At 62.9% G+C, this 20,061-nt stretch carries 18 protein-coding genes; 8 read left to right on the forward strand and 10 right to left on the reverse strand.

Going from position 1 to position 20,061, the window contains the following annotated elements; translation table 11 throughout:
• Positions 1-38: 38 nt before the first annotated feature.
• The gene (locus AC1D11_RS16315) at positions 39-512 is read right to left on the reverse strand and encodes a PTS sugar transporter subunit IIA (protein WP_457281496.1); all 474 of its coding nucleotides are present in this window, start codon (positions 510-512) and stop codon (positions 39-41) included.
• Here AC1D11_RS16315 and AC1D11_RS16320 point away from each other — a divergent pair.
• Complete coding sequence (locus AC1D11_RS16320; protein WP_477646760.1) at positions 402-695, forward strand: hypothetical protein; 294 nt, start codon at positions 402-404, stop codon at positions 693-695. The genes AC1D11_RS16315 and AC1D11_RS16320 overlap by 111 nt on opposite strands.
• Positions 696-753: 58 nt before the next feature.
• Here the strand turns inward: AC1D11_RS16320 and hpf are convergent, their stop codons facing one another.
• Complete coding sequence (gene hpf / locus AC1D11_RS16325) at positions 754-1,083, reverse strand: ribosome hibernation-promoting factor, HPF/YfiA family (protein ID WP_007872838.1); 330 nt, start codon at positions 1,081-1,083, stop codon at positions 754-756.
• 462 nt (positions 1,084-1,545) lie between these two features.
• Between hpf and AC1D11_RS16330 the strand changes: the two genes are divergently transcribed.
• Positions 1,546-2,760, forward strand: a complete 1,215-nt coding sequence (locus AC1D11_RS16330; RefSeq protein ID WP_477646711.1) for a patatin-like phospholipase family protein — start codon at positions 1,546-1,548, stop codon at positions 2,758-2,760.
• A 243-nt stretch (positions 2,761-3,003) separates the two neighbouring features.
• Entirely contained in the window at positions 3,004-3,993 is a 990-nt protein-coding gene (locus AC1D11_RS16335) for a magnesium and cobalt transport protein CorA (RefSeq protein ID WP_477646712.1), read from the forward strand.
• Positions 3,994-4,091: 98 nt separating this feature from the next.
• Here AC1D11_RS16335 and AC1D11_RS16340 read toward each other — a convergent pair whose 3' ends face one another.
• The 6 genes from AC1D11_RS16340 to AC1D11_RS16365 all read right to left on the reverse strand — a co-directional run bounded on the left by AC1D11_RS16340 (position 4,092) and on the right by AC1D11_RS16365 (position 11,549).
• Entirely contained in the window at positions 4,092-4,850 is a 759-nt protein-coding gene (locus AC1D11_RS16340) for a 5'-methylthioadenosine/adenosylhomocysteine nucleosidase (protein ID WP_477646713.1), read from the reverse strand.
• Positions 4,851-4,960: 110 nt separating this feature from the next.
• Positions 4,961-6,649, reverse strand: coding sequence for a long-chain-fatty-acid--CoA ligase (locus tag AC1D11_RS16345; RefSeq protein WP_477651114.1), 1,689 nt, complete (start codon positions 6,647-6,649; stop codon positions 4,961-4,963).
• Positions 6,650-6,814: 165 nt separating this feature from the next.
• Positions 6,815-8,239: an NAD(P)(+) transhydrogenase (Re/Si-specific) subunit beta gene (locus tag AC1D11_RS16350; protein ID WP_477646715.1), complete on the reverse strand. Its 1,425-nt coding sequence runs from the start codon at positions 8,237-8,239 to the stop codon at positions 6,815-6,817.
• Complete coding sequence (locus AC1D11_RS16355) at positions 8,236-8,562, reverse strand: NAD(P) transhydrogenase subunit alpha part 2 (RefSeq protein ID WP_011485418.1); 327 nt, start codon at positions 8,560-8,562, stop codon at positions 8,236-8,238. The genes AC1D11_RS16350 and AC1D11_RS16355 overlap by 4 nt, the downstream gene beginning before the upstream one ends.
• A gap of 81 nt (positions 8,563-8,643) precedes the next feature.
• A complete protein-coding gene (locus AC1D11_RS16360; RefSeq protein ID WP_477646716.1) occupies positions 8,644-9,759 on the reverse strand; it encodes a Re/Si-specific NAD(P)(+) transhydrogenase subunit alpha in 1,116 nt (371 codons plus the stop codon).
• Positions 9,760-10,013: 254 nt separating this feature from the next.
• Positions 10,014-11,549, reverse strand: coding sequence for a CoA-acylating methylmalonate-semialdehyde dehydrogenase (locus AC1D11_RS16365; protein WP_477646717.1), 1,536 nt, complete (start codon positions 11,547-11,549; stop codon positions 10,014-10,016).
• Positions 11,550-11,687: 138 nt separating this feature from the next.
• Between AC1D11_RS16365 and AC1D11_RS16370 the strand changes: the two genes are divergently transcribed.
• Positions 11,688-12,689, forward strand: coding sequence for a LysR family transcriptional regulator (locus AC1D11_RS16370; RefSeq protein WP_477646718.1), 1,002 nt, complete (start codon positions 11,688-11,690; stop codon positions 12,687-12,689).
• Between the two features lie 8 nt (positions 12,690-12,697).
• Positions 12,698-13,213, forward strand: coding sequence for an NUDIX hydrolase (locus AC1D11_RS16375; protein WP_477646719.1), 516 nt, complete (start codon positions 12,698-12,700; stop codon positions 13,211-13,213).
• A 73-nt stretch (positions 13,214-13,286) separates the two neighbouring features.
• Here AC1D11_RS16375 and AC1D11_RS16380 read toward each other — a convergent pair whose 3' ends face one another.
• On the reverse strand, positions 13,287-14,888 hold the full coding sequence (locus tag AC1D11_RS16380) for an OpgD/OpgG family glucan biosynthesis protein (RefSeq protein WP_477646720.1): 1,602 nt from the start codon (positions 14,886-14,888) through the stop codon (positions 13,287-13,289).
• Positions 14,889-14,999: 111 nt separating this feature from the next.
• Here AC1D11_RS16380 and mnmA point away from each other — a divergent pair, with 111 nt between their 5' ends.
• Complete coding sequence (mnmA, locus tag AC1D11_RS16385) at positions 15,000-16,214, forward strand: tRNA 2-thiouridine(34) synthase MnmA (RefSeq protein WP_477646721.1); 1,215 nt, start codon at positions 15,000-15,002, stop codon at positions 16,212-16,214.
• Positions 16,215-16,288: 74 nt separating this feature from the next.
• On the opposite strand, the gene AC1D11_RS16390 is transcribed toward mnmA, so the two are convergent.
• A complete protein-coding gene (locus AC1D11_RS16390; protein ID WP_477646722.1) occupies positions 16,289-17,698 on the reverse strand; it encodes a MipA/OmpV family protein in 1,410 nt (469 codons plus the stop codon).
• Between the two features lie 229 nt (positions 17,699-17,927).
• Between AC1D11_RS16390 and AC1D11_RS16395 the strand changes: the two genes are divergently transcribed.
• Positions 17,928-18,203 carry a DUF4242 domain-containing protein gene (locus AC1D11_RS16395; RefSeq protein WP_477646723.1) on the forward strand — a complete coding sequence of 92 codons (276 nt, stop codon included), beginning with the start codon at positions 17,928-17,930 and terminating at the stop codon, positions 18,201-18,203.
• A gap of 9 nt (positions 18,204-18,212) precedes the next feature.
• A complete protein-coding gene (locus AC1D11_RS16400; protein ID WP_477646724.1) occupies positions 18,213-20,039 on the forward strand; it encodes an AfsR/SARP family transcriptional regulator in 1,827 nt (608 codons plus the stop codon).
• Positions 20,040-20,061 lie beyond the last annotated feature (22 nt).

Raw genomic sequence — 20,061 nt, forward strand, 5'->3', positions numbered from 1 at the left:
TGCCGGGCCGGACAGCGTGCAACCGTGCAACACCACATCTAAGAGCTGACTTCGTGGACGGAGTGCCAGGAAGCAATCAGGTTGTGCAGCGCAGCGGCATCGGTGCTGGTCTTGAGTTGCTCGCGCAGGGAGCTGTCGCTGAGCAATTCGGCAATTTCCGAAAGAATTTCGAGGTGCTTTTGAGTGGCTGCCTCGGGAACCAGCAGAAAAATCAGCAGTGCCACGGCCTGTTCGTCCGGCGCATCAAAGCCAATAGGCGCCTGCAACAGGAAAACGGCAGCCATGGGGGCCTTGAGGCCCTTGATCCGGCCGTGCGGAATCGCCACGCCATGGCCGAGCCCGGTGGAGCCCAGGCGTTCGCGGGCGAACAGGCTGTCCGTGATCAATGCGCGGTTCAGGCCATGTTGGTTTTCAAACAGCAGACCGGCTTCCTCGAAAGCACGCTTCTTGCTGGTCGCTTCAACGCTGACCAGAACCTGAGAGGGGGGCAAAATTTGCGAAAGACGGTTCATAACAATCTTTTAGTCGCCGAATTATGCACTTTGCAGCGGGTTGACCGCAAAAAAGGCATTAAAAAGCCGCTTGGCGCCACAAGCGGCTTCGGCGTCTGGTTTGGCGCGCCTGCAGATGCCCTGCAAATTCGCCGCGACAGAACACATGCAGGGCAGGTTCTTCCGCCTGCATGCCATCAATGAGATGCGGCCCTTGGAGGAGAGGCCGCTCACCCTGAAAAGGGACAGCCCGAAAGAACCTTCAGGCCTGGCGCTTGGCAGCAACGTGGTGGTGATCCTGGGTTCTGGTTTTGTAACGCCCAACCTGACGGTCCAGCTTGTCTGTCAATTCATCAACTGCGGCGTAAAGATCAGCGTGGGAGCTCTCGGCAAACAGGTCGCGGCCCTTGACATGCACATTGCATTCGGCCCGCTGGCGTCTTTCCTTTTCTTTCATGTTGTCCACTGTCAACAGGACTTTTACGTCTACTACCTGGTCGAAATGCCGGGTAATCCGATCCAGCTTGCTTGTCACATAACCGCGTAGCGCGGGGGTAACTTCAAGATGGTGGCCGCTGATCGTCAAGTTCATAAAGAGACTCCTTTTTCCAAGGTTGGAGCTGGGTTGAAAACACTGCCGGGCCCATGAAGGCGAGGCAGCGGACGGGGACACTCTCTTGGATTCACTATGCGCCCGATGCCCCGCAATTGCAACCGTGCGCCGCAACAAATAATGAAACCTTATGAAAAAACCTTTGACCCCATTTCACTGCATGCGCTGCGTGCCGGCGTGCCGCCCTGGCAGCGCCTGAAGGCCTTTGATTCTTCTGGCTTTTTTACCAAGGCAAGTCGCGTAGCGGCCGAGCCAGCGGACTTGCAGGAAGTCTTTCGCGGCGGCATCATGCTGACACAATTGCCCGCAGCCGGCCCGACCCCATCAATGAGGCAATGGCAAAGACTGAAACAGCGCCCATGGCGAAAAAACCATAACACCAGCCGATCAAGCTCATGCCCCGCCCGCTTTCACCACGTCCGCCGCATACCCGGCCCGGCCATGTCGCTTGAGACCATCATTTCTTCTGCGTTAACCCGGCCTGACGAGGCACAAAATGCCCTGGTTCTCATGGGCGGCGGCGCACGCACGGCCTACCAGGCGGGGGTGCTTCATGCCCTGTCAACCATGCTCAGCGTGCAGGGCGGTGCGGCTGACCCGAAATTCCCGTTCAAAATCCTGGTGGGCACGTCAGCCGGTGCGTTGAACGCGGCCTTCCTGGCAAGCCATGCGGGTGAAGGCTTGCAGGCATTCGGCCGATTGGCCAATTTCTGGACCACATTGCGCTCATCGCAGGTTTACCAGCTCAAGGTTCCCGCGTGGATCCGCTCAAGCCGGATTGCGGCGGCGCTGTTTTTGTCGCAGCAGGTGCGGGCGCAACAGTCCCTGCTGGACAACACGCCGCTGGTCGATACCTTGCACCATGCCATTTCTCTGGGCCACATCGAGCAGGCGCTGCAGGATAAAACCCTTCACGCGCTGGCCATCACGGCCTCCAGCTACAGCAGCGGCGTGCACTGGACGTTTTGCCAGATGGCCGCCGGCCGCCACGCCGATCTCTGGAGCCGGCCAGGGCGGCGTGCAGACTTCCAGCCCGTCACCATCGAACACCTGATGGCTTCCAGCGCCATCCCCTTCCTGTTTCCCTCCACGCCGCTCTGGGTGGACGGCCACCGCGAGTTCTTCGGCGATGGTTCCATGCGCCAGAGCTCCCCGCTCTCACCCGCCCTGCACCTTGGGGCCAGCAAGGTGCTGGTGATCGGCGTGGGGCAACCCGAGCGCGCCGGTTTCGTCGGCAGCAACGGGCCGAACGTGAGCGGCCGGCCCACGCTGGGCGCCATTGCCGGCCATGCCATGGCCAGCGTGTTTCAGGACACGCTGCAGGCCGACGTGGAACAGGCCCAGCGCGTGAGCAAAACCGTGCGGCAGATGCCGCGCGAAATCGCGGCTGTCATGCCCTACCGGCCCGTTGACGTGCTGGCGATTGCTCCGTCGCAGTCGCTCGACGCGCTGGCGCAAGCCCACGCCGGCGAATTACCGCGGGGGACCTACAACGCGCTGGCCGGCCTGGGTGCGCTCGGCGCCAAAGGCAGTCCGGGAGGCGCCGCACTGGCCAGCTACCTGCTTTTCGAGCCGGGGTTTGTCAAGGCGCTCATGGCTCTGGGCGAACAGGACGCTTACGCCCGAAAGAGCGAGCTCATCGAGTTTTTTATGTAGCGCAAGCGGTGGATAAACCAGGTGTGAAATGCCATAATCGCCGCTTATTCATTACGGAGAAATCCTTGGAAAGCAGCCCTAGTTGCTAGCTTTCAACACCGCAGACTGACGCCAGGCTTGCAAAGGCTCACGTTGAAAAGGGGGTTGAAAGCGATGCCATATCCCACCGCCCTTTTACCGCGCTTTCGCGCAAGGCCCGAGCGTTCGCCTTGTGCTCGCCCCTGAACCGATAGGCAGTCAGTCATGCTCAATATTTTCACGCTGGCCAACGGTCGGCTTTTCCAGGAAGAAATCGAATCCCTGGAAGAACTCTCCAAATTCCAGCCCATCTGGGTGGATCTGGAGTCTCCCACCCTCGAAGAAAAACGCTGGATCAAGCAGTACTACGGGTTGTCCATTCCGGAAGACGCGATGGACGAGGACATTGAAGAGTCCGCGCGCTTCTACGAGGAAGACAACGGCGAGCTTCACATCCGCTCCGACTTCCTGATTGCCGACGACGAGGAGCCGCGCACCGTGCGGGTGGCTTTTATCCTGAACCTGGTCAACGACGACCTCAAGAGCAAGGGCGTGCTGTTTTCGATCCACGATGAAGACGTGCCGGTGTTTCGCCTGCTGCGGATGCGCGCACGCCGCGCCCCGGGGCTGATCGAGGATGCCAAGGAGGTTCTGCTCAAGCTGTTTGACGCCGACGCCGAGTATTCCGCCGACACGCTGGAGGGCGTTTATGTCGAGCTCGAAAAGGTCAGCGCGCAGGTGTTGTCGGGCGACGTGACCGATGCCCTGGCCGGCGAGGTGCTGGGCGCCATTGCCCGCCACGAAGACCTGAACGGCCGCATCCGCCGCAACATGATGGACACGCGCCGCGCCGTCAGCTTCATGATGCGCAGCAAGATGCTCAACGCCGAGCAGTTCGAGGAAGCCAGGCAGATTCTGCGCGACATCGACTCCCTCGATTCACACACCGCCTTCCTCTTCGACAAGATCAACTTTTTGATGGATGCCACGGTCGGCTTCATCAACATCAACCAGAACAAGATCATCAAGATCTTCTCGGTGGCCAGCGTGGCCTTGCTGCCACCGACGCTGATCGCCAGCATCTATGGCATGAACATGACTTTCCCGGAGCTGCAGCTTCTGGGGCCGGCGGCTTATCCGTATGTGATTGCGCTGATGGTGGCCAGTGCACTGGTGCCGATGATCTATTTCCGCAAGCGGGGCTGGCTGAAATAGCTGCCCTCAAGCTGCTGCGGGACGCACTCCAGGTATCAAATCAGGCTCCAACCCAATACGGACGGGCGCAAGCAGCTATCAAATAGATAGCGGACACTTCAAACGGGAATCGCCGGCAGCAACTTCTCAACAATGGCACGCGCGTAGACGCTGGCCACTTCCGCCACAAATGCCGGAAAGTCCACGTGCGCGGTGTCGTCGGCGCGGTCGGAAATCGTTCTCACCGACGCAAACGCCACGCCGTAGTCATGACAGACCTGCGCCACGGCCGCGCCCTCCATCTCGACCGCCAGCGGCGTGTGGCCTGCTGCAATCAGCGCCGCACGGATACGGTCGGCTTCCTGCGCGCCGCAGACAAAACGGTCGCCGCTGATCATCAGCCCGCGGTGGACGCGCGCAGACGGATACGCCGGCAGCGTACCGGCAGCCAGCGCCGCCGCGTGCAATAACGCCGTCAAAGCCGCGTTGCTTTCAAAAACCGTCTTGCCGTACAGCGGAACCTCATAGCGGGGAAACAGCGGTGACGCGTCCATGTCATGCTGCACAAAACTGTCAGCCACCACCACATCGCCCACATTCACGCTTTCGCCCAGCCCACCGGCCACACCGGTGAACACAATGCGGCCAACCTTGAAGTGCTCGATCAGCGCCACCGCCGTGGTGGTTGCCGCCACCTTGCCGATGCGCGCGAGCACCAGGACGACCGGGTGCCCGTGCAGGGCACCAAGCCAGAATTCACGGCCAGCGTGCTTCACCTGCCGCGCGTTTTCCAGCAGATCAATCAGGCCGGACTGCTCTTCAGCAAGGGCGCTGAGGATGGCGGTGGGTGCGCGGGGGAAGGTGTCAACGGAAGTCATGGCCTGATTTTGCCCGTGCTTTCAACACCGGGAGCGCAGAAAAAAGGGCAGCTTGCGCTGCCCTCTAGAAAACCTGCCGCGCAAGCACGGCGAGCTCTGAAACTTGCCGTTTATTTCTTGTCGCGCAGTTCGCGGCGCAGGATCTTGCCAACCGGCGTCTTGGGCAGATCGGTACGGAACTCCACCACTTTCGGCTGTTTGTAGCCTGTGAGATTGGTTTTGCAGTATTCCCGCACCTGCGCTTCCGTCAGCTCAGGATTCTTTTTCACGATCACCAGCTTCACAGCTTCGCCGGATTTTTCGTCGGCCACGCCCACGCAGGCGCATTCCATCACGCCGTCGAGCTTGGAGACCACGTCTTCGATCTCGTTCGGGTAGACGTTGAAGCCGCTCACCAGAATCATGTCTTTCTTGCGGTCGACGATCTTGAAGAAGCCGTTTTCATCGACCACGCCGATGTCACCCGATTTGAAGTAGCCGTCGGGTGTCATGACCTTGGCGGTTTCATCAGGGCGCTGCCAGTAGCCGGCCATGACCTGCGGGCCTTTGATGGCGATCTCGCCGGGCTGGCCTTGCGGCACTTCGTTGCCGTCATCGTCGAGCAGCTTGAACCAGGTGCCGGGGATCGGCACGCCGATGGTGCCGGTAAAAGCCTTGCTGTTGGTCGGATTGCAGCTGGCAGACGGCGAGGTCTCCGACAGGCCGTAGCCTTCGCAGACCGGGCAGCCGGTTTTTTCAAGCCACAGCTTGGCGACCGAACTCGTGACCGCCATACCGCCGCCCAGCGAAATCTTCAGGTGAGACCAGTCGACCGTGTTGAAGTCGGGGTGGTTGGCCAGGCCGTTGAAGAGCGTGTTGACCGCGGGGAAGCTGTTGATCTTGTGCTTGGAGAGCTCCTTGAGCACGGCGGGCAGGTCCCTCGGATTGGGGATCAGGATGTTTTTGCTGCCGGTGCGCATACCCAGCATCATGTTCACGGTGAACGCGAAGATGTGGTACAGCGGCAGCGCGCAGACATAGGTGAGCTGCTCGCCGGCCGGCAGGGCCGCCATGGCCGGGCTGTTCCAGGCTTCGGACTGCAGCACATTGGCGATCACGTTGCGGTGCAGCAGCACGGCGCCTTTGGAAACGCCGGTGGTGCCGCCGGTGTACTGCAGCACGGCCACGTCGTCGGGTTTGATATCGGGGCGCTTGAGCGTCAGGCGCGTGCCCCGCGCCACAGCATCGTTAAAACGCACGGCGCCGGGCAGGTTGAAGGCCGGCACCATCTTCTTGACGTTGCGCACCACGTAGTTGACGAGCGCGCCCTTGAGCATGCCCAGCTGGTCGCCCATGGCGCACAACACCACGTGCTTGACGGGCGTGGCGGCAATGCATTGCTCGAGCGTGTTGGCGAAGTTTTCGATGATGACGATCGCCTTGGCGCCCGAATCCTTGAGCTGATGCTCCAGTTCGCGCGGCGTGTACAGCGGGTTCACATTGACCACCACATAGCCGGCGCGCAGGATGGCGGCCACCGCCACCGGGTACTGCGGTACGTTGGGCATCATGATGGCAACGCGGTCGCCCTTGGCCAGGCCCAGGCTCTGCAGGTAGGCGCCGAAGGCGAGCGACAGGCTGTCGGTCTGGCCGAAGGTGACGTCCTTGCCCATGAAGCTGTAGGCTACCCGGCTGCCGTGTTTCTTGAAGCTTTCCTCCATCAATGCGACCAGCGACGGGTACTGCGACGCGTCGATATCGGTAGGAACGCCCGGCGGATAGGCTTTGAGCCACGGGCGGTCAATGGTCGCTGCATTCATGTTTGTCTTCTCCATTACGTGTTGCTTACTGCCATGGATTCTCATGGCGTGCCCTCTTCGTGGCTATTGCGTTTTCCCTAGGAAACCCGGGAAATCAGGAGGGAAGCCTCTCTAAATCGGGGTGCGTCCGCGGCTCGCCGCCGCGGGAAACCCGGCAGCCAGCGACTACTCGATGGCCTTGCCCATGTCTTCAATCACCTTTTTGGCATCTCCGAACACCATCATGGTCTTGTCCATGTAGAAGAGTTCGTTGTCCAGGCCTGCGTAGCCGGCCGCCATGGAACGCTTGTTGACGATGACCGTCTTGGCCTTGTAGGCCTCCAGAATCGGCATGCCGTAGATCGCGCTGCCCTTGACGTGCGCGGCGGGGTTCACCACGTCGTTGGCGCCCAGGATGATGGCGACATCGGCCTGGCCGAACTCGGCGTTGATGTCTTCCATTTCATGCACCTGGTCGTAGGGCACTTCGGCCTCGGCCAGCAACACGTTCATGTGGCCCGGCATCCGGCCGGCCACCGGGTGAATGGCGTACTTGACGTTGACGCCCCTGTCGATGAGCTTTTGCGCCAGCTCTTTGACCGAATGCTGCGCCCGCGCCACCGCCAGGCCGTAGCCCGGCACGATGATCACGGTTTCTGCATTGCCCAGGATGAAGGCGGCGTCATCAGCCGAGCCCGACTTGACGGGGCGCTGCTCTTTGGCGCCCGCGGCAGCCGTGCCGGCCTCACCGCCGAAGCCGCCCAAAATCACGTTGAAGAAGGAGCGGTTCATCGCCTTGCACATGATGTACGAGAGGATGGCACCCGATGAGCCGACCAGCGAGCCGGCAATAATCAGCATGGAGTTGTTGAGCGAAAAACCGATACCGGCGGCCGCCCAGCCCGAATAGCTGTTGAGCATGGACACCACCACCGGCATGTCGGCGCCGCCGATCGGGATGATGATCAGCACGCCCATCACGAAGCTCATTGCCAGCATCGCGAAAAAGGCGGGCCAGCTGCCCGTGAACATGAACACCAGCCCCAGGCCGACGGTGATGAGGCCCAGCACCAGGTTCAGCTTGTGCTGGCCGGGAAACTGCACTGGTGCGCCCTGGAACAATCGGAACTTGTACGTGCCCGACAGTTTGCCGAAGGCGATCACCGAGCCGCTGAAGGTGATGGCGCCGATGGCCGCACCGAGGAACAGCTCCAGCCGGTTGCCGGTGGGGATGGGGTTGCCTTTGGCCGCGATGCCGAAGGCGTAAGGCTCAGCCACGGCGGCCACGGCGATAAAGACCGCAGCCAAACCGATCATGCTGTGAAAGAACGCCACCAGCTCGGGCATCTTGGTCATCTCGACCGTCTTGGCGCGCCAGGCGCCATAGCCCCCGCCGACCACCAGACCCAGAAGAACGTAACCCATGCCCAAGGCCTTGCCCCCCGAGATTTCAACGATCAGCGCCGCCGTCGTCAGCATGGCGATGGCCATGCCGGCCATACCGAACAGGTTGCCACGGATCGAGCTGGTAGGGTGTGACAGGCCCTTGAGCGCCTGGATGAAGCAAACAGAAGCTACCAGGTACAGCAGCGTGACGAGGTTCATGCTCATTTGGCGGCTCCTTCAGCGGGCGCGGCAACTTTCTTTTCTTTCTTGCGGAACATCTCCAGCATCCGTCGCGTCACCAGAAAGCCGCCGAAGATGTTGACGGCCGCCAGCGCCACGGCCAGCACGCCCATGGTTTTGCCCAGTGGTGTTTCGGTCAGTGCGGCCGCGAGCATGGCGCCCACGATCACGATGGCCGAAATCGCATTGGTTACCGCCATCAGCGGTGTGTGCAACGCTGGCGTGACGGTCCACACCACGTGGTAACCCACGTAGATGGCCAGCACAAAAATAATCAGGTTGATGATGGTGGGTGACACTGCATCCATGGTCTTCTCCGTGAGGGACTACGCGGGCGTGAGCCCGGCTTGTCCGATTAAATCCAATTGATCCGATGGGTCCCGAAAGGGTTACTTCTTCTTGACCTCGCCGCCCTGCGTCATCAGGCAGGCTGCGACGATGTCGTCTTCCAGGTCGACATTGAGCGTGCCTTCCTTGGTGATGATGAGCTTGAGGAAGTCGAGCAGGTTGCGGGCATAGAGCGCGCTGGCATCCGCCGCGACAAGGGCCGGTACGTTGGTCTGGCCGATCAGCGTCACGCCGTGCTTGACCACGGTCTTGCCGGGCTCAGTGAGCGGACAGTTGCCGCCTTGTGGCGCAGCCAGGTCGACGATCACGCTGCCGGGCTTCATGGCCTTGACCATGTCTTCAGTGACCAGCACCGGAGCCGGGCGGCCCGGGATCAAGGCCGTGGTGATGACCACGTCGGCCTGCGCGACGCGTTTGGCGACTTCGGCCTTTTGCCGCTCGAGCCAGCTCGGCGGCATGGGTTTGGCATAGCCGCCCACGCCGACTGCGGCTTCGCGTTCTTCGTCAGTCTCGTAGGGCACATCGATGAATTTACCGCCCAACGATTCGACCTGCTCTTTGACACTCGGGCGTACGTCGCTGGCTTCAATCACGGCGCCCAGGCGCTTGGCGGTGGCAATGGCCTGAAGGCCGGCTACGCCGACGCCCAGGATCACCACACGGGCGGCCTTGACCGTGCCGGCCGCCGTCATCAGCATGGGGAAGAAGCGCTGGTATTCGGCAGCGGCCATCATCACGGCCTTGTAGCCGGCGATGTTGGCTTGCGAAGACAGCACGTCCATGCTTTGCGCGCGGCTGGTGCGCGGCGCGGCCTCGAGCGCAAAGGACGTCAGCTTGGCCGCAGCCAGTCGCTGCAGCCCGGTGGCATCAAAAGGATTGAGCATGCCGACCAGCACACCGCCGGCTTTGGCCAGGCCCGTTTCGCTGTCGAGCGGACAACGCACCTTGAGCACGATGTCGGCGCCGTAAGCGCCCGCCGCGTCGGTGATCTCTGCGCCGACTGCCGTGTAGGCCTCATCGGGGACGCTGGCGGCCACCCCGGCGCCGGACTGCACACGGACGGTATGCCCTTGTGCCTTGAGCTTTTTGGCCGTTTCGGGAGTGATGGCGACGCGTGTTTCTCCGGCCGTGATTTCGGCGGGTACCCCAATGAGCATGGGTTTCTCCTCAGTACGTTGGTGTTGGTTTGGTTGACGTCAGCCCACAGGCGGGCTTGCGCGCGATCTGTCTCGGTGTCTTTGTCTGCGTATCCGCTTTTGTACCTGTCATGAAGCTTACATGAGATTTCTGCAATTTTTTGTCAGGGCAGTCTACAGTTTTTGACCCGAGTCAAGCCACGCAATAAAAAAAGCCCCGCGCACCAATACATGGCGGTTGGGGCCGGTTTGCCTTGATGGCTGGCGTGCTATTTCTATTTGGCTGTCGGCATCACGAATTCGGCGCCCTTGCCGATGCTCTCTGGCCAGCGCTGCATGATGGATTTTTGTTTGGTATAGAAGCGTACGCCCTCTTCGCCATAGGCGTGCATGTCGCCAAAGAGGCTCTTTTTCCAGCCACCGAAGCCATGCCAGGCCATGGGCACCGGGATCGGCACGTTGATGCCGACCATGCCCACCTGGATGCGGCGGCTGAATTCGCGTGCCACATGGCCGTCGCGGGTAAAGCAGCTCACGCCGTTGCCGAATTCATGGGCGTTGATGAGATCCACCGCTTCGGCGAAGTCCTTCACGCGCACGCAGCCCAGCACGGGGCCGAAGATCTCTTCTTTATAGATACGCATATCGGGCGTGACGTGGTCAAACAGCGTGCCCCCCATCCAGAAGCCCTTGTCGCAGCCCGGGCCGGCCTTGGCGCCCGTGAAGGTGCGGCCGTCCACCAGCAGCTTGGCGCCCTCCTTCACGCCAGTGTCGATGTAGCCGGTAATGCGCTGGTGCGCGGCCGATGTGACGATGGGGCCCATTTCAGCGTCAAGCTCCACACCGTTTTTGATCACCAGTGTTTTGGCGCGCGCTTCGAGCATGGGAATGAGCTTCTCGGCCACATTGCCGACCAGCACAGCCACAGAGATCGCCATGCAGCGTTCGCCGGCCGAGCCGTAGCCCGCGCCGATCAAGGCGTCCACCGCCTGCTCCAGATCGGCGTCGGGCATGACCACCATGTGGTTCTTCGCGCCGCCCAGGGCCTGCACGCGCTTGCCGTGGCGTGCGCCCGTTTCGTAGATGTAGTTGGCAATCGGCGTGGAGCCGACAAAGGACACGGCCTTCACGTCCGGGTGCACCAGCAGGGCGTCGACCGCCTCTTTATCGCCCTGCACCACGTTGAAGACGCCATCAGGCAAGCCGGCTTGCTTGAGCAGGTCGGCCATGAAAAGGCTGGGGCTGGGGTCGATGGGACTGGGTTTGAGCACAAAGCAGTTGCCCGCCGCAATCGCCACCGGGAACATCCACATCGGCACCATCACCGGGAAATTGAACGGCGTGATGCCCGCCACCACGCCCAGCGGCTGGCGCAGTGTCCAGTTGTCGATGCCGGTGGAAACCTGGTCGGTGAAGTCGCCCTTGAGCAGTTGCGGAATGCCGCAGGCGAATTCAACAATGTCGATGCCGCGCGAGACTTCGCCCTGGGCGTCGGTAAAGACCTTGCCATGCTCGGCGGTGATCATGTGGGCCAGCTTGTCCTTGTTCAGGTTGAGCAGTTCCAGGAACTTGAACAGCACGCGCGCGCGGCGCAGTGGCGGCGTGTCAGCCCAGGCGGGAAATGCGGCCTGGGCTGACGCCACGGCCACATCGACCTCCGCTCCGCTGGCAAGCGCGACATAACCCGACACCGCGCCCGTTGCAGGGTTGAAGACTTCCTGGCTACGCCCGGAAGACGGCGCGGCCACACGGCCATTCAGGTAGTGGCCGATGGTGGCTTGTGAAGCGGAGGCAGCAGGGGATAAAGACATTTGCAATCCTTGAAAGGTACGGGGCCGGGCCGCGGTGTGGGTTTAACCGCAGTCTAGGGCTGTGCAGCCGAATTGATAATGCCCTGTTTTGTGATTACATTGTTCATATTCCTGAACAATAGGCAGCCTTCGACTTCCATGTCTTCCGACCAGCTATCGCCCCTCGTCGCCGACCTTCACCTGCTGACCGTCCTGGCGGCTACACGCAGCTTTACCGAAGCGGCGCGCCGCCTCGGGATGTCCAAGGCCTCGGCCAGCATGCGCATCAGTGAGCTGGAACGCGCCGCCGGCGTGACGCTGGTGCGGCGTACCACGCGATCCGTCGGGCTGACGGAGGCCGGCCAGCAATTGGTGAACGACATGCAGCCCGCGTTTAACCGCATCAGCGAAAGCTATTCCGCCGTGAAGGACCTGGTGGAAACCCCGCGCGGGCTGATCCGCGTGACAGCACCTGTCGCGCTCGGGCGCCAGCACCTGGCGCCCTGCGTTGCGGCTTTCCTCAAGCGCTATCCCGAAATCCATATCGAACTGGAACTCACCGACCGCTTTGTCAACCTTGCCAATGAAGGCTTCGACCTGGCGATACGTCACACGAATGCGCCGCCCGACACCCATGTGGCCTGGGTGCTCTGCGAAACGCGCTCCATCCTGCTGGCCAGCCCCGGCTACCTGGCGCGGCGCGGCGTGCCTGCGCAGCCGTCAGACCTGGCTGCACACGACTGCCTGCTCTACCTGGGCAACCACAACACCGCAAGCTGGACCTTCGTGCGCAGCGGCAAGCGCAAATCCCGCGAGCAGGTTGGCGTGAACATCACGGGCACCCTGAAGGCCAACAACAGTGAAGTGCTGCGCGAAGCGCTGGTGGCGGGCCTCGGCATCGGCCTGCTGCCGGATTTCAGCGCACCCGCAGGTGGCAGCGCGGCGCCTTCGCCATCGCCGCTCGTGCAGGTGCTGCCTGAGTGGCAGGTGCAGGGATTTTTCGGCGAGCGCATTTACGCCCTCAGGCCCTGGTCGCAGCAAGTGCCCAAGGCGGTGCAATGCCTGGTGGCACATTTGCGCGAGAGTTTCGCTGCCGGATTTTCGGCCGGCCAACACGCCTGGCCGGCTCGTCAGGACCCCGGTCATCAAGGCCACGGATAATCCGGCGCATGATTAAACGATGGAAGCCCAGCGTCACGGTCGCTGCGGTGATTGAAAAAAAGATCGACGGTGTCTCCAGGTTCCTGCTGGTCGAAGAGGAAACGCGGGACGGCCTGAAGCTCAACAACCCCGCCGGCCACCTGGATCCCGGTGAAAGCCCCTTTGAGGGTTGCGTGCGCGAGACGCTGGAAGAAACCGCCTTCCATTTCACGCCCACCGCCATTGTGGGTGTCTATCTCTCCCGCTTTGAGCGGGCCCTTATTGGGCAGGAAGAATCCGAAGACATCACCTACCTGCGCTTTGCGTTCTGCGGCGAACTGGGCGAGCACGTGGCGGGCCAGGCGCTGGATGAAGGCATTGTGCGCACGGTATGGCTGACGGCCGAGGAAATAAGAGCGAGCGCTCACATGCACCGAAGCCCCCTCTTGTTGACCTGCATGGAGGATTACCTGGCAGGCAGGCGCTTCCCGCTTGATCTGGTGACCACGGATGCCAGCGTGCATGCACCGCTGAGCCAGAAGTAGGAAGCACCGCAGCCATGCATGATTTGACGGCGCCAACCGGAACCCGCTTTCCCGCTGACGGCCAGCGCAGGCCTCAATAAAGAATTCGTTGCGCCACGGGCGGTGGCGTCCACTGGTACAACCAGGTCTCCGTCAATGACTGGCCGTCGACCTGCAAATGCATGCGCAGGTTGATGGGCGCCGTGCTGTCACCATCGGGGCGCAGGTCGAACATGGCACGCCACCCCTTGATGGCGTCCAGCGGCCGGGCCGACGTCAACTCAATCGTGCCACGCGAGGCGGTGATCACGGCTTTGACCTGGGCCCCCCGGTTCAGCAATGCAAAGTCGCCGCCGGCAAAATCAACGGCAAAACGCCGCGTGTAGGCCGTGCGCTTTTGCCCAACCACGCCGCCCAGGCCGGTGCGCGTGGCCACACAGCGCGCGAGCGGCCCTTGTGCGGCGGGCGGCTCGCCACCCCAGTGCAGCCGGTAGGAAAACAGCAACTCCTGCCCGGCCTGCGGCTTGTCCCTGGGGTTCCAGAAGGCCACGATGTTGTCAAAAGTTTCGTCCGCGGTCGGAATTTCCACCAGCTGTATCGCGCCCGCACCCCAGCCCGCCTTGGGCTCAACCCACAGGCTCGGGCGTTTTTCATAGAACACGCCGTCGTCCTGGTAGTGGTCAAAGTTGCGGTCGCGCTGCATCAGGCCAAAGCCGCGCGGATTCTCGTCCTGGAAGGCGTTGAACTGCAATTGCGCCGGGTTGGTCAAGGGGCGCCACAGCCATTCGCCCGTGCCGCTGTGCATGGCCAGGCCATCGGTGTCGTGGATTTCGCCGCGCCAGTCCCAGCCCATGCGTTTGTCGTTCTCGCCGGTCTGGAACATGCTGGTGCATGGCGCGATGCCCATGCGGTCAATGGTTTTGCGGGGGTATAGCGCCACATCCAGGTCCATGACCTGCGTGTCGCCCGGCGTGATCACAAAGCGGTAGGCGCCGCTGACGCTCGGCGAGTCCAGCAGGGCGTAGACGGTCAGTGAAGCCGCTTTCGGGTCCGGCTTTTCGAGCCAGTAGCCGATGAAATCCGGGAACTCTTCCGGGAAAGTTTGCGCCGTGTCGATGGCCAGGCCCCGCGCCGACTGGCCGTACTGCCATTCGCCGCCCACCGCGCGAAAGTAGCTTGCGCCAAGGAAGGCCGCCACGTCACGCACCGAATCTGTGTGGAAATTCAGCCGGAAGCCGGCAAAACCGAGATCGGCGGGAAGCTTGTCACCCCGCACGCCGCTTTTTCCGTAATCAAACATGGCCGGGTCATAGGCCAGTTCCTGCGCCTGGCCGTTGCTCACTTCGTGCATTCGCACCGGCGTCTTGAAGTACAGGCCAAGATGGAAAAATTTGGCCACGAAGCGCAGCTTGTCATCGCCCCACAAGGCATGGTCGTCGCGAAAGCGGATGGCCTGGTGCTGGTCCCAGGTCAAATCCGAAATACCGGCCGGCAAGGTTGCAGGCCGGGGCCGGTAAGGTTTGGCGGCCAGGTCGCGCGCCTGGCCCTTGAGCATCGCGTAGTCGAAGGCTTGGGCCTTGCCCACGGGTTTGAGGCCCGCGGCCTGAGCCAGTGACGAAAGCCATGGCAGCCCTGTGGCGATGCCGGCCGCCGTGACGGCCTGGCCGGTGCGAGAAAGAAATTGACGTCGTTGCAAAGTGGCAGCTCCTGCAGGAAAGGGGCATTCCATTGTGCCGCCGGCCGCACGGCCAGCAGGGCCGAAAAGCCCGGACAGGCGCAAACGCTTTCATCTTTTTACAATAGAGCCATGGGCAACCCGCAAATCAACACACACAGCCACGACGGCAAGCGCAAACGGATCGTCGTCGGCCTGAGCGGAGGCGTGGACTCCGCGGTGACGGCGCACCTGCTCAAACAGCAGGGCCACGAGGTTATCGGCATCTTCATGAAGAACTGGGAAGATGACGACGACAGCGAGTTCTGCTCGTCCAACATTGATTTTGTCGACGCCGCCGCCGTGGCCGACGTGATCGGCATCGAGATCGAGCACGTCAACTTCGCGGCCGACTACAAGGACCGCGTTTTCGCCGAGTTCCTGCGCGAATACCAGGCTGGCCGTACGCCCAACCCCGACATCCTGTGCAACGCTGAAATCAAGTTCAAGGCGTTTCTGGACCATGCCATGCGCCTGGGCGCCGAAAAAATCGCGACCGGGCATTACGCCAGGGTTCGCCACAACGAAGCCACCGGCCTGCACGAACTGCTCAAGGGCCTTGATCCAGCCAAAGACCAAAGCTATTTTTTGCACCGGCTGAACCAGGCACAGCTCTCCAAAACGCTGTTCCCTGTGGGTGAGTTGCGCAAGACCGAAGTCCGGCGCATTGCCGACGAGATCGGCCTGCCCAACGCGAAGAAAAAAGACTCCACAGGCATCTGCTTTATCGGCGAGAGGCCTTTCCGCGAATTTTTGAATCGCTACATCGCCAAAGAGCCCGGCCCGATCAAGAACGACAAGGGCCGCGTGCTCGGTGAGCATGTGGGCCTGTCCTTCTATACCTTGGGACAGCGCCAGGGCCTGGGCATAGGCGGCGTGAAGGCCAAGGGAGCCGAGCTCAAGGCCGTGCAGGCACGCGGGTTGCGCGGCGTGGGAGAACACGAACCTTGGTTTGTGGCACGCAAGGACCTTGAAACGAACACGCTGTGGGTCGTTCAGGGCCATGATCACCCCTGGCTGCAATCCACGGTGCTCCAGGCGCAGGACTGCAGCTGGGTCGCGGGCCATGCGCCGGCGCCCGGCGCCATGGCCGCCAAGACCCGTTACCGGCAGGCCGACGCACCCTGCGAACTGCGAAGCGCCACCGGCGCGGCCTGCGAACTGGTGTTTGCCGATGCCCAGTGGGCGGTGACGCCGGGCCAGTCGGCTGTGCTCTACCAGGGCGATGTCTGCCTGGGCGGCGGCGTGATTGCCGCCAGCAATGTGCAAAACCAGCCGGCCGTGCCGGCCAGGGCCGCGTACGCCTGATTTTTTCAGTAAAATCAGGCCGCAGCCATTTAGAATCGTGCGCGAGTAGCTATTAAATCAATAGCAAAGTTAACTTAAAGCGCAGTCTCGACGTAGGTATAGATGTAGTTGGAGCCGCCGTTGACATTGCCCAGCAGGCGCGACGAGCCAAAAATGCCGGAGCGGTGCGACACGCCAAAGCCTATGTAAGTGTCCTTGAGCGGCCGGTAGCCGATCAGGTCGCCCAGGCTCACGTCAATGGTCGGATCCAGGTAATTGAGCATGCGGGAAGCCGACTTGCCGTTGGCTGCCAGGCTGGAAGCCTCAATGTACGGAGCCCGCTGTGCCATGGACACGCCTACGCCCAAGCCCAGCCGCGTCTTGACCCGGTCGCTCCACGGGAAGCCCGAGTAAACGGCTTTCATGAACAGGTCCAGCTGCGCGCCATTGGCCTGCAGGCCCCGCTCATCGTGGTGTGTGAGGCCTACGTAGCCGATGAAGTCGAGCGGCCAGCCGTTCACATTGTTCAGGAAGGGCTTGCCCACCTGAATGCCGGTAATGCGGGTCGAATTGACCTTCGCCGTCGACATGCACTGCGCCGTGATGATCTTGGCCAGGTGACAGCCGTCTTCGGTTGACTTGCCGTACAGCAGCTTGAAGTAGGTGGGCGAGCCGTCTTCTGCCCACTCGCGCTTGTGGCCGCCAAAGTCATAGGCCGCACCGACATACACGGCGGGCAGCACGCTCTTTTGCACGATGGGGCTGTTCTTGGTCTTGTTGTCCAGCAAGGTGGCCGACACACCGGCCAGCAGGCGCCAGCGCTCGGTGAGGTCATAGGAGCCGTACAGGCCAATCGAGGTCTGCACACCCGAGCCCGGCGCATAAGCAGGCCGCCCGGCCGTTGCCTCACTGGCCTGCACGCCGTAGTAATAGTTGTTAAGCCTGGCGTCGCGCACTCCCACGGTCACGCTGGGGCGCAACATCCAGGGGCCCGAGCGCCAGTCGTAGGTGTAGCCCAGGCGGAACTCGTTGCCCTTGTAGGTGTTGCTGATGTCGTGTACCAGCTCGGCCTGCAGCGTCCCCCAGGGTTGGCGCCAGCGGTAGGCCAGGCCCAGGTCCAGGCCCGAGTCGCGCGGCGACATGCCGGCCAGGCTGGCGGGCAGGCGCTCGGTCGGGAAGCCCTCCAGGCGCTGCTCCACAAAAAGGTCCAGCCGCCGCTCGGTGCCGTTGAGCAGTTTTATGCCGCCCCGGTTGGCATGCAGGAAAAGCCGCTCGCCTTCATACAGGTACAGCGGCAGCAGGTCGTAGCGCGTACCGGCATCCTTGTAGGGCGAACGTTCGATCCGGGTGACGAAACCCAGCCCGGCACTGCCCGGCGAAGAAAGGATGTCGGTAAGCGGCTCGGTGTTGCCGCCCGCCAGGGCTGGCGACATGACGCACAGGCCGCCGAAAAACAGGGTAGACGCCAGTAAAAGGCTGCGTGGCGAAGATGAGTGGTTCATCATTGGTTTTTTTGTGTGAAGCTACTGGAATGGGCCGCCGCAGCCGGACAGAACAAGGGTATCGGCGGACACTCCGATGCTATCCACGAATGGCACCGCTTGAGCCGCCCGACTTGTAAGCAAACAGGCACATATGAACTAGGCCAATACCCTTTCCGGGCAATTTCCTCACACGCCGGCTCACACGTACACTGCCTATCTTCGGGTCTCCACCAACTTAACGGAGCCTGTTATGCCCAAATTCGTGATCGAACGTGCCATCCCCGGACTCGGGGCCCTGAAGCCCGCCGAGCTGCAGTCCATCTCCCAAAAGTCTTGCGGCGTGCTGCAGGAACTGGGGCCCGATGTGCAGTGGGTGCAAAGCTATGTGACAGGCGGCAAGATGTACTGCATCTACCGTGCCGCCAATGAAGAGCTCGTGAGGGAACATGCGCGCCGCGGCGGTTTCCCGGCGAACTCCATCGCGCAGATCACCACGGTCATCGACCCCACCACCGCTGAAGCCTGAGGCACGCCGGTGAATCCGCAAGCACCCAACGACCTGCCATTGCCGGGACTTGCCATTCACCTGCTGGGCCCGCCGCGCGTAGAGCGCGGCGGCAGCCCGGTGCCGGCGCCGCGCGGGCACAAGGTCTGGGGCCTGCTCGCCTACCTGGTCCGCAGCGATGCGCCGGTCAGCCGCAAGCACCTGGCGCAGCTGCTGTTCGAGGATGCCGAAGACCCGCTGGCCGCCCTGCGCTGGAACCTCAGTGAGTTGCGGCGCCTGCTCGGCACCGCAGAGCTGCGCGGTGATCTGCTGGCGCTTTCACTGGAGCCCGCCACCTACGTCGACCTCAGCGCCGTGCTGTCGGGCAGCTGGGCGCAAGCCCTGTGCGTGCCCGGCCTGGATCACGAGTTGCTGGAAGGCATGAATTTTTCAGGCAGCCCGGCATTCGAAGTCTGGCTTGCCACGGAGCGCCGCCACCTTCAGGCCGCCGCCGAGGCCGTGCTGCGCGAAGCCGCCCTGGCTCGCATGGCCGCGGGCGCCATGGCAGAAGCAGCCGCACTGGCCGGCCGGCTGGTGCGGCACAACCCGCTCGACGAGAACTACCAGGCCTTGCTGGTGCGCAGCCTCGCGGCCGCTGGCGACGGCGTGGGCGCGGCGCGCCAGGCCGCGGCCTGCCGTGAATTGTTCCAGCGCGAACTCGGGCTGCAGCCAGGTGCCACGCTGGACGCCGCCCTGCGCACGCTCACCGCCGCGCCCATCGCGCGGCCCGCCACCGGGCGCGCGGCGGCGCTGGCGCAACTCGAAGCCGGTGAAGCCGCCATCAGCGCTGGCGCGCTTGATGCGGGCCTGCAATGCCTGCGCCGCGCGATCGTGGAAGCCGATGCCACCGGCGACGCGGCACTGCGTGCGCGCGCCCGTGTGGCCCTGGGCGGTGCGCTGGTGCATGCCGCCCGCGGACGCGACGAAGAAGGCGCCACGGCGCTTCACGAAGCACTGGAGGTCGGCCGCGAGGCTTCGCCGGCACTCGCCGCCGCCGCGTGCCGCGAACTCGGCTATGTCGAATTCCTGCGCGGCCGCTATGAACGCACGCTGGCCTGGCTGCAACGCGCGACGCCGATGGCAGCGGGCGACCACGCGGAGCAGGCGCGCATCGCCACCGTGTACGGCGCTGCGCTCAGCGACACTGCGCATTACACGGCCGCCATCAGCCAGCTGCGCGAAGCTGAGGCGCTGGCTGCAGCCGTCGGCGACAGCCGGCAACTTGCCTACGCGCTGTCCATGCTGGGCCGCGCGCTGCTGTTGCACGGCGACCCCGAGGCGGCCGCCGACGCCCTGGACCGCTCGGTGGCACTGGCCCGGCAAGGCTGGACCGCCTTTGTGCCGTGGCCGCAATCGCTGCGGGCCGAAATCGACCTGCTGCGCGGCGACGTGGATGCCGCCGCGAGCCGATTCGAGCATGCCTTCGCCCTCGGTTGCCAGCTCGGTGACCCGTGCTGGGAAGGCATTGCCGGCCGGGGCCTGGGGCGTGTGGCGATGGCGCACGGGGAACCGCAGCGCGCCGTTGAAATACTTGCTGACGCACTGACGCGCTGCGTACGCCTTCCTGACGCCTACCTGTGGGCCAAGGCATATGCCCTCGACGCGCTGTGTGATGTCGCTGTGGCACAAGCCATGCCCCAGGCCTCGGCCTGGATCAACGAAATGCAGGACCTCGCTGCGCGTAGCGGCATGCGCGAACTGACGGTGCGCGCCTGCCTGCACCGCGCGGCGCTCGGCGACGGCGCGAGCGCGGCGGCGGCGAAGCTGCTTGCCGGCCAGATCGACAACCCCGCGCTGCACGCCCTTGCCGGGCTATGACTGCGGTTGCCACTTCCAAAGA

It is taken from the genome of Polaromonas sp. P1_E11 (genome assembly GCF_056405995.1).